The sequence below is a fragment of the Streptomyces sp. NPDC087845 genome (genome assembly GCF_044742755.1).
Taxonomy (GTDB): domain Bacteria; phylum Actinomycetota; class Actinomycetes; order Streptomycetales; family Streptomycetaceae; genus Streptomyces.
On sequence record NZ_JBIUVC010000018.1, the window covers coordinates 87420 to 103241 of the forward strand.

10 protein-coding genes are annotated in these 15822 nt (G+C 72.6%); 6 read left to right on the forward strand and 4 right to left on the reverse strand.

Annotated features, from left to right (window positions below):
- Nucleotides 1–17: 17 nt before the first annotated feature.
- Together ACIOMQ_RS33855 and ACIOMQ_RS33860 are read right to left on the reverse strand one after the other, a co-directional pair.
- Nucleotides 18–2237 carry an FUSC family protein gene (locus tag ACIOMQ_RS33855; protein ID WP_402191628.1) on the reverse strand — a complete coding sequence of 740 codons (2220 nt, stop codon included), beginning with the start codon at nt 2235–2237 and terminating at the stop codon, nt 18–20.
- Nucleotides 2238–2397: 160 nt separating this feature from the next.
- Nucleotides 2398–3615, reverse strand: a complete 1218-nt coding sequence (locus ACIOMQ_RS33860) for a DUF2786 domain-containing protein (protein WP_401757295.1) — start codon at nt 3613–3615, stop codon at nt 2398–2400.
- Between the two features lie 106 nt (nt 3616–3721).
- On the opposite strand from ACIOMQ_RS33860, the gene ACIOMQ_RS33865 reads away from it, so the two are divergent.
- The 5 genes from ACIOMQ_RS33865 (at nt 3722) to ACIOMQ_RS33885 (ending at nt 11875) form a co-directional block, all read left to right on the forward strand.
- A complete protein-coding gene (locus ACIOMQ_RS33865; protein WP_401757293.1) occupies nt 3722–4702 on the forward strand; it encodes an ABC transporter ATP-binding protein in 981 nt (326 codons plus the stop codon).
- Nucleotides 4696–6846, forward strand: coding sequence for an FtsX-like permease family protein (locus ACIOMQ_RS33870; RefSeq protein WP_402191630.1), 2151 nt, complete (start codon nt 4696–4698; stop codon nt 6844–6846). The genes ACIOMQ_RS33865 and ACIOMQ_RS33870 overlap by 7 nt, the downstream gene beginning before the upstream one ends.
- A 233-nt stretch (nt 6847–7079) precedes the next feature.
- On the forward strand, nt 7080–8285 hold the full coding sequence (locus ACIOMQ_RS33875) for a cytochrome P450 (RefSeq protein ID WP_362193453.1): 1206 nt from the start codon (nt 7080–7082) through the stop codon (nt 8283–8285).
- A gap of 437 nt (nt 8286–8722) precedes the next feature.
- Complete coding sequence (locus ACIOMQ_RS33880) at nt 8723–9781, forward strand: type III polyketide synthase (protein WP_362193450.1); 1059 nt, start codon at nt 8723–8725, stop codon at nt 9779–9781.
- Between the two features lie 399 nt (nt 9782–10180).
- Nucleotides 10181–11875, forward strand: coding sequence for a bifunctional 3'-5' exonuclease/DNA polymerase (locus tag ACIOMQ_RS33885; protein WP_362193447.1), 1695 nt, complete (start codon nt 10181–10183; stop codon nt 11873–11875).
- A 534-nt stretch (nt 11876–12409) separates the two neighbouring features.
- Here the strand turns inward: ACIOMQ_RS33885 and ACIOMQ_RS33890 are convergent.
- Nucleotides 12410–13249: a carbohydrate-binding protein gene (locus tag ACIOMQ_RS33890; protein WP_401757285.1), complete on the reverse strand. Its 840-nt coding sequence runs from the start codon at nt 13247–13249 to the stop codon at nt 12410–12412.
- Nucleotides 13250–13449: 200 nt separating this feature from the next.
- Nucleotides 13450–14820 carry an alpha-lytic protease prodomain-containing protein gene (locus tag ACIOMQ_RS33895; RefSeq protein WP_402191632.1) on the reverse strand — a complete coding sequence of 457 codons (1371 nt, stop codon included), beginning with the start codon at nt 14818–14820 and terminating at the stop codon, nt 13450–13452.
- 118 nt (nt 14821–14938) lie between these two features.
- Here ACIOMQ_RS33895 and ACIOMQ_RS33900 point away from each other — a divergent pair, with 118 nt between their 5' ends.
- The gene (locus tag ACIOMQ_RS33900; protein WP_402191634.1) at nt 14939–15619 is read left to right on the forward strand and encodes a phosphotransferase; all 681 of its coding nucleotides are present in this window, start codon (nt 14939–14941) and stop codon (nt 15617–15619) included.
- Nucleotides 15620–15822 lie beyond the last annotated feature (203 nt).

The window sequence follows — 15822 nt, forward strand, 5'->3', positions numbered from 1 at the left end:
GAGCCGTCTCCGTCACCTCACTCCTCTTTATCCCAGGGCGGGTTCGGGTTCGGATTCTGCTTCGGGCCGACGTCCGGGTCCGGTCTCGGTTTCAGGTCCGGTCTCGGCTTTGGTTTCGGCGTGCCGTCCAGCCCCCGGGAGAACTCCTCCAGGGCTTCGAGGAGGAGGCCTGACCCGTGCCGTACGAACGGGTCCGCGTCCCCTTCCTCCGTCCGCCGGCGCGCGTCCCACTGCGCCAGGGCCTCGCGCGCCTCCGCCCAGTCCGGTACACGGCGCTCCCGCACCTCCTTCGCGCCCTGTTCGGTGGCCCGGCGCAACGCCTCGGCCAGGCGCGCGGCGGCCGGTACGGGGGTGGCGGCGGCGCACGGGAGGTGGGCCTCCAGCAGCATCGCCACCCGGCCGAACTGGGCGAGGGCATGCTGGGTGTCGTCGGCGGCGGCGCGGGAGAGACCGCGGTTGCGCACCGGTTCGTGCTGGGCGGTGGCCAGCGCCTCCTGCCAGGCGACGCGGGCCTCACGGGTTTCGAGCAGGGCGGAGCGGACATCGTCGTGGCCGCGCTCGGCCGGATCGGCGTACTGGTCGACGACCGCGGCCGCGTACCGCCCGTCCGCCTTCAGCCAGTCGCCGAGCCTGCCGCGAAGCCTCGGGGTCTCCCAGGCCGGGTAGGCGGCGTAGGAGATCATCGCGAGGAGGCCGCCGACGAGGGTGAGGACGACTCGTTCGAGTACGGTCTGCGACCAGTTGTCGCCCGCCATGCCGAGCAGGAAGACGACGTACGCGGAGACGCACGCCTGGCCGACCACGTACCCCGTGCGCATCAGCAGGTACATCAGCAGGGCACAGAGCACGGAGAGCATCGCGGCGAGGGTCACGCCGGGGTGGGTGGTCCGGACGATCGCGGTGGCGAGCGAGACGCCGACGATCGTGCCGCCGAAGCGGGCCACGGAGCGCCCGTACGTCTGGGAGAACTCCGGCCGCATCACCATCACCGCCGCCATGGGCGCCCAGTAGCCGTGGCCGAAGGGCAGCGCGGTGCCGATGAGATAGCCGACGGCGGCGACGACGGAGACCCGGACGGCGTGCCGCAGGATCGGTGAAGCGGGGCGCAGTTCGGCGCGCATGACCCCGGCGACGACGGGGACCAGTCGCAGGAGGGTGGGCCGGCGGCGGTGCGTGGCGGCGGGCGTCCCCTCCTCGGCGCCCTTGATGGCCTCCGCGGCCGCCTCGGCCTCGGCCTGCTCCTCCTTCGTCCCCTCGCCCTCGGCCGTCTCGATGACGTCGGAGAGCAGTGCGCCGAGCCGGTCGGCGGCGCGGCCGGGCGGGCCGGTGAGGAGGGTGCCGGTGTCGGGGGTCCTCAGCACCGCGACGGTGGCCGGGGAGAGCTTCACCGGGTCGCCGTTGCGGATCGCGCGGGCCGCCGAGTCGAGCACGGATCCGGCGGCGGCGAGCAGTTCGCGTACCCGGTCCCGCTCCGGCCCTTCGGACGGAACGCCCATCGCCGGGTCCGCGAGCGAGGCCAGCACCGGCCTGATCCGCTCGGCGACACCGCGGGAGCCACGCAGTTCGGGTGGCCGGCGGCGGGCCTGACGGGGGGTGACGGCGGCCGCGCTGCGGGCCGTCATCAGCGGCACCGGGTCGAAGGCGGCGAGCGGGTCGTGGCGCAGCCGCCGGGCGTAGTCGGCCTCCGCGGCCAGGGCGTCGGCGAGGGCGTCGCGCTGGGCCCCCCATCTGCGCACCGGGAACAGCACGATCAGCGCCGCCTGCACCACACCGCCGAACAGGATCATCACCGCGTGCACGGCCGAGTTCGCGACGGAGGTGGGCAGGGTGACCGTCACCAGCATGATCGCCACGTTGGACGACGCGATGATGCCGCCCGTCGGTCCGGCCGCCCAGGCCAGGCCCGCGAGGAACGTCCAGAGCACCAGCAGGGCCAGGAACAGCGGCATGCGGGAGCCGGTGAGATAGCCGAGAAACGTCGATACGGCGAGACTCGCCCCGGAGACCAGGGCGAGGACGGGCCGGGGGCGCCAACTGCGCTGGAACGTGGCGATGGCCGCCTGGAACGCGCCGAACGCGGAGCTCGCGGCGACGACGGGCCCGAAGAGCGCGAGGCTGATCCCGAGAACGAGGGCGAGCCCGGCCGCACCGCGGATCGCGATGAGCGGTTCGAGACGCCTCCGCTCGATCCTCAGCCCCGAGCGGGCCGTCTCCTTCAGCGCCCGGAGCCAGCTCATGCCCAGAGCCTAGCCGGAATTACCGATAAGCCCGAATTGTCGGAATACGGAAGGTTCCCGGATTCCCTTCCGGATTCCCTTCGGGGTTTCCTTCGGGGTTTCCTTCGGGGTTTCCTTCGGGGTTTCCTTCGGGGTTTCCTTCGGGGTTCTATACGGGGTTTTATTCGGGGTTCTGGCGGTTTCCGCGCCCACCGCGGATCTCCGGTCCGGTCCCGCCCATCCTCGCCCGGTCCGCGGCGGCCGTTCCGTGGGTCCAGCCGTCGAGGTCGGTGGCACCCCGGACGCGCGTGGTCGTGGTCTCGGGGAACATCCGCTCGGCGGTGTCCGTGACGGCCATGTCGCGGGCGGCGAGGACCGGCAGCAGACGGGGCGCCGCCGCGCCTGCCCCGGCTCCGGTGCCGGCTGCGGATTCCGTCTCGGCTTCGGCGGCCGCGGTGACGCGGGCGGTGTCGGCGGCGAGCCGGCTGCCCAGCCGCTGGGCGTACGCCATCAGGAAGGACTGCCGGAACGTCTTGGTCCGCTTGCGTCCGCCGGCCCGCTGGCCCGCCTCCGCCTTCGTCATCGCCACCGTGCCCTGGACCAACAGGGAGGTGTACAGCAGTTCCACGGCCTCCAGGTCCGCTTCGAAGCCGACCACCGTGGAGAAGGCCAGGTCGCTGTTCCACACCGCACGGCAGCGGTTCGCGGAGGCGACCGCGTCGAGCAGGATCGCCTTCGCCGTCTCGTACGGGGCGTCGACCCCGATCCGGCAGGCGCCCGGCGCCTCCTTGCTGTGGGTACGGGCGGCGAGAAGGGCCTCGTCGATGGAGTGCCGGGCCATCAGCTCCTGCGCCTTGGTGGTGAGGGCCTCCGCCTCCTCGGGGAAGCCGGTCGCCTCCGCCTTGGCGAGCAGGGCGCGGATCCGGGTCAGCATCCGGGGTTCGTCGTGCGCGGGCGGCAGGTGGAGCCCGTGCGGGGACGCGCCGGGGGGCGGTCCGACCGGTTCGATGGCGGGGAGCCGGAGCAGCAGCCGGTACAGGCCGAGGAGGGCGGAGGCGTAGGAGAACCGGTCCGGCCGGTTCCGGGGCGGCGCGGCGGGGAACGCGTCGAGCTGCGACCGCCAGCGGGGCGGCAACGACTCGTACCGCCCGGTCTCCGAGACGATCAGCCCGGCGGCGAGGCCGACCGCGGTCTCGCCGAGGTCGCGACGGACGATCCGTACGACGTCGGCGGGCTGCCAGCCGCGCTCCCAGGCCCGGCGGACGAACTCCTCGCCGCGCCGGACCAGTTCCGCGTCGGCCGCCGGGTCGGCGGCCAGGAGGGAGGCTCCGGTGTCGAGACCGGTGTCTCCGTCCGAGTAGAGGGCTGCCGCGAATGCCTGGTCGATCACCGGTTCCATGAGGTCAGGGTAGGCAGGACGGTGCGGCGGGGTAGGGCTGGCCCCACCCCGAGGACGGGCCCCGGTGGGCGTGATCGCGAGGCGCGGAAACGATTCGATCGAGGACATGACTTCCCCGCACGCCTCCACCGGGCCCGCCGCGTCCGCCGCGTCCGTCGTACCGGCTGCAACCGTCGCGCCTGCCGCGTCCGCGACAAGCGCGAGTGCCGCCGACGCCGTACGGCTTCGCTCCGTGCGCCGTGCCTACGGTGAGGTCGACGCCCTCGGCGGCATCGACCTCACCGTCCGCGCCGGCACCTTCACCGCCGTCATGGGTCCGTCCGGCTCCGGCAAGTCCACGCTGCTGCACTGCGCGGCCGGGCTCGACCGGCCGACGTCCGGCACCGTCGAGGTGGGCGGGGTGGAGCTGACCGGGCTGAGCGAGCGTCGGCTGACGCTGCTGCGCCGGGACCGGATCGGCTTCGTCTTCCAGGCGTTCAACCTGGTCCCCTCGCTGACCGCCGCCCAGAATGTCGCCCTGCCGCTGCGGCTCGCGGGCCGCCGCCCGTCCCGTACCGAGGTACGGGAATCCCTGGCCCGGGTCGGCCTGGCCGACCGGGCGGGGCACCGGCCCGCCGAGATGTCCGGCGGCCAGCAGCAGCGGGTGGCCCTGGCACGGGCCCTGATCACCCGGCCCGCGGTGCTCTTCGGCGACGAGCCGACCGGCGCGCTGGACACCGCGACGAGCCGGGGGGTGCTGGTGATGCTGCGGGAGTTGGTGGACCGGGAGGGGCAGACGGTCGTGATGGTCACCCACGACCCGGTGGCCGCGGCGTATGCGGACCGGGTGGTCTTCCTGGTCGACGGGCGGGTGGCGGACGATCTGACCGGGCTGTCGGCCGAGCGGATCGCGGCCTGGATGGCGACGGGGCGTACGGGGCGTCCTACGGGGTGCCCGAGGGGTACGGAAGAACACAGGGAACCCGCCGGAGGAACCGCCGGGACCCGCCGGACGAGCGCGGAGACGGGTGTCGAACCCGGCACGGACGGCATGGACGACGCGGGTGGCGCGGGCGGCACGGGCTGCGCGGGGGTGGCGTCGTGCTGATTGTTGCTCTGGCCTCCCTGCGCACCCGCTGGACCACGCTCGTCGGCACCTTCGTCGCGCTCGCGCTGGGCGTGGGGCTGATCGCGGTCATGGGGCTCGGCCTCGCCTCGGCCTTCGGTGCCCCGGACCGGGCGCCGCAGCGGTTCGCCGGATCGCCGGTGGTGGTGATGGGCGACGACACCCTGACCGTGGAGGTGCGGCGCGGGCCGTCCACAGGCCAGGTCAGCCGCAGGCTCGTCCATCCACACCCTGTGGATATCGAACTCCTGCGCGACCTCCGGGCGCTCGGCCCGGTGACGCGGGACGACGGGAAGGGTGCGCGGGGCGGCCCGGACGCCGTGGGTGTGGACGCGCCCGTCACCGAGGTGCGCCGGGTCGTCGGCGACCGCGCCCTGGTCCTCACCGGGGGCGACCGCCGCCGCGCCGACCCGGCGACGGAGCGGGACGCCGAGGGGCTGGTCACCGTGAACGCCCTGCTCGGCACGGCGGGCGGCATCACCGCCTTCGTCGCCGTCTTCGTCGTTTCGTCGGCCTTCGCCTTCGCGGTGGCGCTGCGCCGACGCGAATTCGGGCTGCTGCGTACGGCGGGCGCCACGCCGGGCCAGTTGCGGCGGCTCCTGCTGACCGAGGCCGCCGTGGTCGGCACCCTCGCCTCGGCCACCGGGTGCGCGCTGGGCCGCCTGGGTGCGCCGTTGCTGGCCGGGCTGCTGGTCGACGGGGGAATGGCACCGTCCTGGTTCACCGTCCGCCCGGCCACCTGGCCGCTCCACGCCGCTTTCTGGACCGGGCTCGTCGTGGCCTTCGCGGGGGTCTGGGTGGCGTCGCGGCGGGCCGGCAGGATCGGCCCTGCCGAAGCGCTGCGCGAGGCCGATGTCGATACGGGCGTGCTGCCGCCGGCCCGCCGCCTGCTGGGCTTCGCCCTGCTGGCCGGGGCCGCGTTCCTGATGGCGAAGTCCCTCGCCACGGACCCGTCCGCGCTGCTGAAGCGGAAGACGTACACCACCCAGCCGATGGTCCTGATCACGGCCGCGGCCCTGCTCGCGCCGCTGCTGGTACGCCCGCTGGCCCGGCTGGTCCGGCTGCCGGGGGCGACCGGAATGCTGGTGACCGCGAACGCGTCGGCGTCGCTGCGGCGTACGGCCGCGGTGGCCGCTCCGGTGCTGATCACCGTGGCACTGGCGGGTTCGGTGGCCGGCTCCGCGACGACGGTGTCGGCGGCGAAGGCAGCCGAGGTACGCGCGCACACCCGGGCCGATCTGGTCGTGACGGGCAAGGAGTTGAGGGTCCGGCCGGTGCACGGCGCGACGCTGTCCGCGTCCGCCTCGACAGCCGTCTACGTACGCGAGGAGGGGACCGCTCTTCTCCGGTCCGAGGCCCGCGCCGTGGACGACACGAAGGCTCTGGCGACGGTCGGGCGGCTGCCGGTGGTGGCGGGCGACATCCGGGATCTGGACGACCGCTCGATCGTGGTGAACGAGGAGTGGGAGCAGCACACGGTGGGCGCGAAGGTACGGGTGTGGCTCGGCGACGGGCGGCGGGCCGCGTTGCGGATCGCGGCGGTGCTGGCGCGCGGAACGGGGAACAACGGGGTCTATGTCACCAGCGCGAACGCGCCGGCGGCTCCGGTGGACCGGATCGACGTACTCCTCGCGCCGGGCGTGGACCGTGCGGCCGTCACCGCGCGGTTGCGCGCCACCGGCGGCACGGTGCGGCCGACGGAGCGGTGGCTGGCCGCGACCCATCCGCGCACGAGCCCGCAGACCCGGCTCGGCCTGGTGGTGATCCTGGGTATCGCGCTGGTGTACACGGCGATCGCTCTCGCCAACACGATGCTGATGGCGGGGTCCGTACGGTCCTGCGAACTGAACGCGCTCCGGCTGGCCGGGGCCACCCGGCCACGGGTCCTCGCGGTGGTGGCCGGGGAGGCCCTGTTCGCGGTGGGGATCGGGGCGCTGCTCGGGCTGACCGTGACCGCGGTGGACCTGGTGGGCCTCGGAGTCGCGCTGGCCTCGCTGTCCGCACCGGTGGCGGTGTCGGTGCAGTGGCCGCTGATGGGCGGCGCGGCCGGAGTGTGCACGGTGGTCGCGGTGGGGGCGGCGCTCCTGCCGAGGGCGGTGCGGTGCCGCTCGACGCCGGTGAACTGAACCACCGGAACCGGCGACGGCCTCGGCAGTGGCGCCGCACCCGCCGCACGGGGCCGCCGGACCGATTGCGCCGGTCCAGCGACCCCGGCCCTCGAATCCGTTCTGCATATGGACCAATCGGCCCGGAGCGGCGCGTGCCCGCGCGGGTGACCGGGCACCCATGTCCCGTCCGGCCCGCACGCCCCTCGAACCGCCCCTCGAACCGCCCGTCAGATCCCCCTCTGGAGCTCCGCATGGAACCATCCACCGGCGCACGGCACTGCCCGTTCGACTATGCCGAGGCCCTCGAATTCGACCCGGTACTCAGGCACTTGATGACCGAAGAACCCGTCTCCCGCATCCGGCTGCCGCACGGCGACGGTGATGCGTGGCTCGTCACCGGCTACGACGACGTACGCACGGTGACCACCGACCGGCGCTTCAGCCGGAGCGCCATCATCGGCCGGAATTTCCCGCGCATGACCCCCGAGCCGATCGTTCAGGACGAAGCGATCAACGTGATGGACCCGCCGGGCAGCAGCCGGCTGCGCAGCCTGATCTCCAAGGGCTTCGCGCCGCGCCACATGGAGCGCATGAAGGTGCGCACCCAGCATGTCGTGGACGAGCTGCTGGACCGCATGGAGGAGCACGGCGCACCCGCCGACCTCTTCGAGCATCTGGCGGCACCGCTGCCCCTGACCACCATCTGCGAGGTCCTCGACATCCCCGAGGCCGACCGCGCACAACTGCGCGCCCATGCCCGGACCATGATGGACACCACCGTCGAGAACCGGGACAACGCGGTACGGGCCAAGGCCGATCTCCGTGCCTACTTCCAGACGTTGACGGCCGAGCGGCGCGCGAACCCGGGCGACGACCTGATCAGCGCCCTGGCCACGGCGCGCGACGGGGACGAGATCCTCAACGCCCAGGAACTGACCGTGATGGCCATGGTCCTGCTCATCACCGGCCAGGACACCACCACGTACGAGATCGGCAACATCTCCTACACGCTGCTCACCAGGCCGGACGAGCTCGCCATGCTCCGCGAGCGCCCCGAGATGCTCCCGCAGGCCATGGAGGAACTGCTGCGTTTCATCCCCTTCCGCAAGGGTGTCGGCATCCCCCGGGTCGCCACCGAGGACGTGGAACTGAGCGGCGTGATGATCCGGGCGGGGGACATTGTGCACGTCTCCTATCTGACGGCCAATCGCGACGGCCGGAAGTTCGACCGGCCCGACGAGCTGGATCTGGAGCGCGAGGGTCCGTCCCACATGACGTTCGGCTGGGGCGGCCACCACTGTCTCGGCGCCCCGCTCGCCGCCACGGAGCTCCAGGTGGCCATCGGGACCCTGCTGAAACGCTTCCCCGCACTGAAGCTGGCGACGCCGGCCGAGGACGTACGTTGGAACAAGACGTCGATCTGGCGCTATCCCCTCGAACTGCCCGTCACCTGGTGACACCACACCCGCCACCGGATGACCCGGGGGCAACGCACCCCTGCGCGACAGACCGTGCGGACCGTGCCAGTCATCGATGATGCGTCGCGACAGGGCGCCCGGCAACCCGGAACCATCCCCGGGCGGCAGGGCGCCCTGTCGTACGCCGTCGCGTCGGCTCGACATGCGGCCCTGATCCGTCTGCCGTAACGTAATCCCGACGGCCACCCAGCCGTGGCGGATCAGCATCCGCCCACGAACGGCTAGAACTCAGTCTTCGACGGTCGGCCCGTCCGCGCCCGTACCAGGGGTATCGATCCCGGCGCGGGAATCCACCAGAGCCCGGTCTCGCGCGGCACCGCGCGAGACGGAGCCGCGGTGGCCACTCCCGCGTCGGCGGACACCCCGTGACCGTTTCGGGCCCGGCCGTGTGGACCAAGTCCGCTAGGAGGAGTTCCATGGCGGTTCTCTGCAAGCCGGCAATCGAGGTTCCCGAGTACATCATCACCAACGAGGAAACCCTTGAGCTGGCTCAACGGTTGCACGGCGACCATCCGCAGATCGACCTGGTCCTTCGCTTGATCGAACACACCGGGGTGCAGAAACGGCACCTGATCCAACCGATCGACAAGGTGCTGCAACATCCGGGCTTCGACGCCCGCAGCATCACGTACGAGGAACACACCAAGGCCCGCGTGCCGGCGGTGGTACGCCGGGCACTCGACGAGGCCGAACTGGAGCCGCAGCAGATCGACTTGATCATCTACGTCTCCTGCACCGGCTTCATGATGCCTCCGCCGACCGCGTGGCTCATCGGCAAGATGGGCTTCCGGCCGGAGACGCGGCAGCTGCCGATCGCCCAACTCGGCTGCGCGGCGGGCGGTGCGGCCGTCAACCGGGCCCACGACTTCTGCACGGCATACCCCGACGCCAACGTGCTGGTCGTCGCCTGCGAATTCTGCTCGCTCTGCTACCAGCCCACCGACCTGGGTGTCGGGTCCCTGCTGTCCAACGGCCTGTTCGGCGACGGCATAGCCGCCGTCGTGCTCCGGGGCAACGGTGGCACCGGGGTCCGTCTGGAGCGCAACGGCTCGTTCATCATCCCGGACACCGAGGACTGGATCTCCTACGCGGTCCGCTCCACCGGGTTCCACTTCCAGCTCGACAAGCGGGTGCCCGGAACCATGGAGCCCCTCGCCCCGGCCCTGAACGCCGTCGCGGAGGACTACCAGTGGAACGCCAGCAAGCTGGACTTCTACATCATCCACGCGGGCGGCCCGCGCATCCTGGACGACCTGAGCCGCTTCCTCGACGTACCGCCCGAAGCGTTCCGCTTCAGCCGGGCCACGCTCACCGAGTACGGCAACATCGCCAGTGCGGTGGTGCTCGACGCCCTTGGCCGGATGTTCGACGAGGCATCGGCCCTCGACGGTCACCGCGGTCTGATGGCCGGCTTCGGCCCCGGCATCACCGCCGAGATCTCCCTCGGCACCTGGACGACTGACTCCGAGTCCTGACACTCCGGCCTCCAGCCCGTCCGGCGTTCGAGAACGGAGCGCGTCCGGAGGCAGCATTCCCCGGTCACGGAAGGGGCGGGGAGGGGCGGGCGGGCGGGCAGGAGAGTCGCGGAGCGGATAGGGGCCGGGAGGGCAGGCGTGAAACCCCGCGCAGCGGCCCACCCCCACACCGCCCGCCCCTCCCCGCGACTCCCCTCTTCCCGTGCTCCTGGCCCTTTCCCGTGACTCTCCGCTTCCCGTGCCCCTCCCCCTTCCGCCCTCGCCCCTTCCCATGACCCGTCCTTTCCCATGACCCGCTCCTTCCGCCTCCGCCCTCGCCCCTTCCCATGACCCGTCCTTTCCCATGACCCGCCCCTTCCGTCCCGCCTCCTGTCAGTGGCGGATGCCAGACTCGACGGCATGACCGAACGTTGGGCTCTGGCCACCACAGAGACCGGCGGTGCCCTCCTCGCCCCGCTGGACTCCACCGGCCTGCCCGCCGCCCCGGTCCTGACCGAGCCCGACCTCGTGGAAGCCGTCCGCTCCCGCCCGGACGTCACACGCTGGGTCTGGCGGTCCACCGCGGAGATCTACCCGCGCCTGCTGGCCGCCGGCGTCCCCGTGGCCCGTTGTTACGACATCGAGGTCGCCGAATCCCTCCTCCTCGCCCACGAGGGCCGTCTCGGCGAGCCCCGCTCCGCAGCCGCCGCCCACGCCCGCCTGCGCAACGCTCCCGTGCCGTCCGATCCTCCGCCCCGTTCCGCCGAGCCCGGCTCGCAGTCCTCCCTCTTCGAGCCGTCGAAGGGCACGGACCTGCCCTTCGACGACCTGCTCCAGGTGTACGCCGAGCAGCTCCGTCGCCACGACGCCACCGCACACCCCGGGCGGATGCACCTGCTGACGGCCGCCGAATCGGCCGGCATGCTGGTCGCCGCCGAGATGAACCGGTCCGGCCTCCCCTGGCGAGCGGATGTGCACCGGGAGGTGCTCCAGGAACTGCTCGGCGAGCGCTACGCGGGCGGCGGTGAGCCCCGGAGGCTGGCCGAGCTGACCGACCAGGTGTCGGCCGCCTTCGGCAGACGGGTCCGCCCCGACCTCCCCGCCGACGTGGTGAAGGCGTTCGCGCAGGCCGGCATCAAGGTGAAGTCCACCCGGCGCTGGGAGCTGGAGGAGCTGGACCATCCGGCGGTGGAACCCCTCATCCAGTACAAGAAGCTGTACCGGATCTGGACGGCGCACGGCTGGAGCTGGCTCCAGGACTGGGTGCGCGACGGCCGCTTCCGCCCCGAGTACCAGCCCGGCGGCACGGTCAGCGGCCGCTGGACGACCAACGGCGGAGGGGCCCTGCAGATCCCCAAGGTGATACGGCGGGCGGTCGTCGCCGACGAGGGCTGGCGCCTCGTCGTCGCGGACGCCGCCCAGATGGAGCCCAGGGTCCTGGCCGCGATCTCCCGCGACCGCGGGCTGATGGAGGTGGCGGGCCATGACGGCGATCTCTACACAGCCCTGTCGGACCGGGCCTTCCAGGGCGACCGGGAGCACGCCAAGCTCGCCCTGCTGGGCGCGGTCTACGGCCAGACCTCGGGCGACGGCCTCAAGAACCTGGCCGCCCTGCGCCGGAGATTTCCCCTGGCCGTGGCCTATGTCGACGACGCGGCGAAGGCGGGCGAGGAGGGGCGCCTCGTACGGACGTGGCTGGGGCGGACGAGTCCGCCCGCCGCCGGGAGCCGGGACGACGACGAGGCCGGCATCCCGCAGGAGAGCACCGAACAGACCGCCGGCGACGGCGAGTTCACCCCCGGTTACGCATCGTCGGACGCACGGGCGCGGGGCCGCTTCACCCGTAACTTCGTGGTGCAGGGCAGCGCCGCGGACTGGGCGCTGCTGCTCCTGGCCGCCCTCCGCCAAGCGATCGGCTCCGCCGGTCTCCGGGCCGAACTGGTCTTCTTCCAGCACGACGAGGTGATCGTGCACTGCCCGCAGGAGGAGGCCGAGGCGGTCGTGGAGGCGATCCGGGCGGCCGCTGATCTGGCCGGGCGGACCGCATTCGGTGAGACACCGGTACGTTTCCCGTTCACGACGGCGGTGGTGGAGCGCTACTCGGACGCGAAGTAGCCCGCCCCCGCCACGCCTTGGTCACCCTCCGGAGCCGGCCCCTCCGCCTGTACGTTGTTCGCCCTCGCCGGGTCCCGGAGCAGGCCGCGAAGGCTGTCCCGGTGCCTGCCCTTCCCCGAACCCGGCCAGCCCGTGGTCATAGTGCGCCGGACGCAGATGCTGATGTCGGTGGCGGGCATTGAGCAGATGAATGACGAACGCTGCGATCGCGATCATCGCGAGGACGACCACGACAGTGACCAGAGTGTCCATGCCGTACCGGCCCCCTTCGATGCGCAGGCCGACAGAACCGGCTCACCGGGAGCCGTACACATCCAGGCTACTCCGCGGCCCGGCAACCGCCCCTCGGACGGCGGACCGTTCGCGTCCCGGCGCCACGACGGGGAAGGGCCCGGACCGGGAGGTGTCCTCCGACCCGGGCCGAGCGCGGCGCACACCCCGCGAGGGGCACGCCCCGGGCACACCTGGGGCACACCCGGGGTGTGCCCGGGGCAAGCCCGCGCAGCGGTGGTGCGCCTGCGCGGTGCTGCGTGGCTACCCGCGTTCCCACAGTGCGGGGACGTTCGGCGGTTCCCAGCCGGCCATGGCCGAGTGCGCCTGCAGACAGCGGTACGCGACCCCGCCGTACGTGACGCGGTCCCCCGCGTTGTAGAGCGTTCCGGCCGCCCAGCTGCCGCCCGGTTCGGTGGGCGGGTCGGTGGGCGGATCGGTCGGATCCGTGGGGCCCTGGGCGATGTCGAGGACGAAGTCGAAGGTCCCTTCCTTCACCGAACCGACGTCCCGGACGTTCATCAGGAGTGCCGGGTCGAAGATGCTGTCCGTGTTGTTGCGCGGCTCGTCCGGGAAGTACAGCTGAGTGGTCAGGATGCCCGAGCCCGGCGCCTGGGCCTTGACGTGGATGTGCCGCGTACGGCCCGGGTACAGCCCCGGGACGATCGTGGTCAGGCTGAAGGCGCCCGACTGATCGGTGAACTGGTGGCCGCGGAAGGCGAATCCGTTCATGTCGTACGCGCCGTTGGTGTCGGCCTGCCAGAAGTCGAGGAGCACTCCGGGGACGGGTTTGCAGGCCCGCCCGAAGACATAGCCGCTGACGGTCAGCCGGACGCCCGGGGTGCCGGAGGTCACCAGGCTCGTGCGGAGCGGGGAGTTGGGCTTGAAGTAGGGCCCCTCGATCTGCTCGTGGGTCGGGCCGTCGCCGTCGTCGCAGTTCGGGGTGGGGGCCGGCGGCCGGCCACCGGAACCGGCGTCGCGGGCCAGCGCGACCCCGCCGCCGGCGAGCAGCGGGACGGCGCCGACGACGAGGGCGGCCTTGAGAAGGGTCTTGCGGCTGATCCGGCGGTCGTCGCCGGAGCCTTCGGTCGCTTCTGGAGTCATGGCTGATTCCTCGGGACGGGGGAAGGGACACGTGCATGACGCAGAGAAGGCGGGGAGCGGTGGTGCGCGCCGCCCGGCCGGGAGGCCGGAGCGCGAGCCGGGCGGGCGCGGTAACGGCGGGTCCGCTGCGCGCGGCGCCGGGCCGGTGGAGCTGATGTGCCTGCTGGAGCTGATGTGTCTGCTGGAACCCGTTGGAGCTGCTAGAGCTGCTGCCAGAGTGCGGGCGCGTTCGGCGGCGTCCAGCCGGGCTGCGCCAGATGCCCCTGGAGGCAGCGGTAGCCGGCCGGGCCATACGTCACGACATCGCCCGCCGCGTACGTCGTGCCGGCCGCCCAGCTGCCGCCCGGATCGGTCGGCGGGTCCGTCGGGTCGGTCGGGGTGCCGTTGGTGACCAGGGTGAGCCCGTACGCCTGGAGCGCCGGGTTCACCGGCTGGAAGTACGTCGTACCGCCCTGGGAGCAGTTGCCGGAACCGCCGGAGGTGACGCCCTGCGCCTGGCTGCCGGAGATGAACGAACCACCGGAGTCGCCCGGTTCGGCGCACACATTGGTGCGGGTGACCCCGGAGACGGTGCCCTCCTGGTAGGTGACGCTGGTGTTGCGCTGCTGGACCGTGCCGCAGTGCCAGCCGGTCGTCGAACCGGAGCGGCAGACCGACGCTCCCTCCAGCGCCTCGGTGGACCCGGTGACCGTCACATCGCCGTTGCCGTACCCGTTCACCAGCGCACGCGGCGTCCAGTTGGCGTTCGTGGCGACCCAGGAGTAGTCGCGGCCGGGGAAGGTGGAGCCCTGGAAGGAGCCCTGGGCCTGCTGGTTGTAGCCGCTGGTACTGACCCCGGGCGTTCCGCAGTGACCGGCGCTGACGAAACCGGACTGGCTGCTGCCGCGCTTCACGGGGAAGCCGATGGAACAGCGCCCCGAGCCGTTCATGTAGTACGCGTCACCACCCCTCAGGTCCGTGAACGTACGGGGTTCTTCGCTGGATTGACGTACTGTCACCATCTCGCTCGGCACTGCCGAAGCAGCGAGGAAGGCATCGGCCGTCGAGGCGCGGGCGGCCTGCACGACCACGCGGTTGGTGGCCACGTCGACGTACCAAACGGGTATGCCCTTGGGGGCCTTGCGCAGCGCCACCCGGTCCAACGCGGCCTTTGCGGCGTCGAGTTCGGCCAGACTGTGTGCGGCGACGACGGCCCGCGCACCCGCCCGCCCGATCCGGGCGGCGTCCGCGGCATCGGTGGTGGCGACGGTCAGGGTGGCGTCGTCGCCGCTCAGCCGGGCCCCCGCGAAGTCCGCGCCGAGGGAGCGCTTCAGCCCGGCGACGACGGCTGCCGCCCGGGACTCACGGCCGATCCTGTCGCGCGCCTCGGCCGCGGTCAGTCCGAGATCGCGGCGCATGGCCGCCAGCAGACCGGGCGAGAGCTGGTCGGTGCCTGCGGTGGTGGGGGTGGCGAGGCGGGGAGCGGGATCGGCGGACGCGCTGCCGGTCAGGCCGGCCAGCGCGAGGACACCGACGGCCACAGTGGCGGTACACGCGGCCAGGGCACGTCTGCGGAGGGCGGATCTCTCCACGGAACTCTCCTTGACTTCGGGGGAATTGCCGCCAAGGTAGCCGCGTACACGTCACCCTCAGGAGATCCCGTTCTCCCCCTCACTTCGCGTTATGGGGCCGTACGCATAGGTTCGGCCCATGCGAACAGGTGAGCTGCTGGGGGCCGGACGGTCCGCCGATGTGTACGCGCTCGACGAGAAGTGGGTGCTGCGCCGCTACCGCGACGGCATGGACGCCACCCCTGAATGGGCGGTCATGTGCTATCTCAGCGCCCACGGCTACCCGGTCCCCCGCCTCGGCCCCCGCGACGCCGCGACGCCCCGCCACGACCTGGTGCTGCAACGTCTGACCGGCCCGACGATGCTGCGGGCCCTGTTGTCCGGCGACCTCTCCGCGGCCGAGGCGGGCGCCCTGCTGGCCGGTCTCCTCGCCGAACTGCACACCGTCCCGGCCCGGCTCTCCCCGCGCCCCGAGGACCGGATCCTCCATCTCGACCTGCACCCGGACAACGTGATGCTGACGCCCGGGGGCCCGGTGGTGATCGACTGGAGCAACACCGGGGAGGGCGCGCCGGCCGTGGACCGGGCCATGTCGTCCCTGATCCTCGCCCAGGTCGCGGTCGATCCCCGGTCCCCCGCGTCGGCGGGCGCCCGCGCCCTGCTGGACGCCCTGGTGCCGCACCTCTCCGCCTCCGGCGGCATCCCCGCCCGCCACCTCGCCGAAGCCGCCTCGCACCGCACGGCCAACCCGACGACGAGCCCGCACGAGATGGCCCTCGTCCCCCGGGCGGCGTCGCTGATCACCGAGCTGACGGCCTGATCCTCCGGCCCACCACTCCCATCCCGCCCCGCCCGCCCATTCGCTCCCCGCCCCGCCCGGCCCGGACCGTAACCGGCGTGCGGCTGCTCACCTCCTCCGCCACGAGCCCCCACAGGATCGCGGCGGGGACCGAGTCATACGGTCCCCGCCGGGCGGATACAGAGGGTGACGGCCGTCATGGGCCGGTGCCGCGACCGCTTCAC

Coding starts and splice junctions, on each gene's coding strand:
- ACIOMQ_RS33855 (WP_402191628.1), bottom strand. CDS start 2,237: ATGAGCTGGCTCCGGGCGCTGAAGGAGACGGCCCGCTCGGGGCTGAGG.
- ACIOMQ_RS33860 (WP_401757295.1), bottom strand. CDS start 3,615: ATGGAACCGGTGATCGACCAGGCATTCGCGGCAGCCCTCTACTCGGAC.
- ACIOMQ_RS33865 (WP_401757293.1), top strand. CDS start 3,722: ATGACTTCCCCGCACGCCTCCACCGGGCCCGCCGCGTCCGCCGCGTCC.
- ACIOMQ_RS33875 (WP_362193453.1), top strand. CDS start 7,080: ATGGAACCATCCACCGGCGCACGGCACTGCCCGTTCGACTATGCCGAG.
- ACIOMQ_RS33880 (WP_362193450.1), top strand. CDS start 8,723: ATGGCGGTTCTCTGCAAGCCGGCAATCGAGGTTCCCGAGTACATCATC.
- ACIOMQ_RS33885 (WP_362193447.1), top strand. CDS start 10,181: ATGACCGAACGTTGGGCTCTGGCCACCACAGAGACCGGCGGTGCCCTC.
- ACIOMQ_RS33890 (WP_401757285.1), bottom strand. CDS start 13,249: ATGACTCCAGAAGCGACCGAAGGCTCCGGCGACGACCGCCGGATCAGC.
- ACIOMQ_RS33900 (WP_402191634.1), top strand. CDS start 14,939: ATGCGAACAGGTGAGCTGCTGGGGGCCGGACGGTCCGCCGATGTGTAC.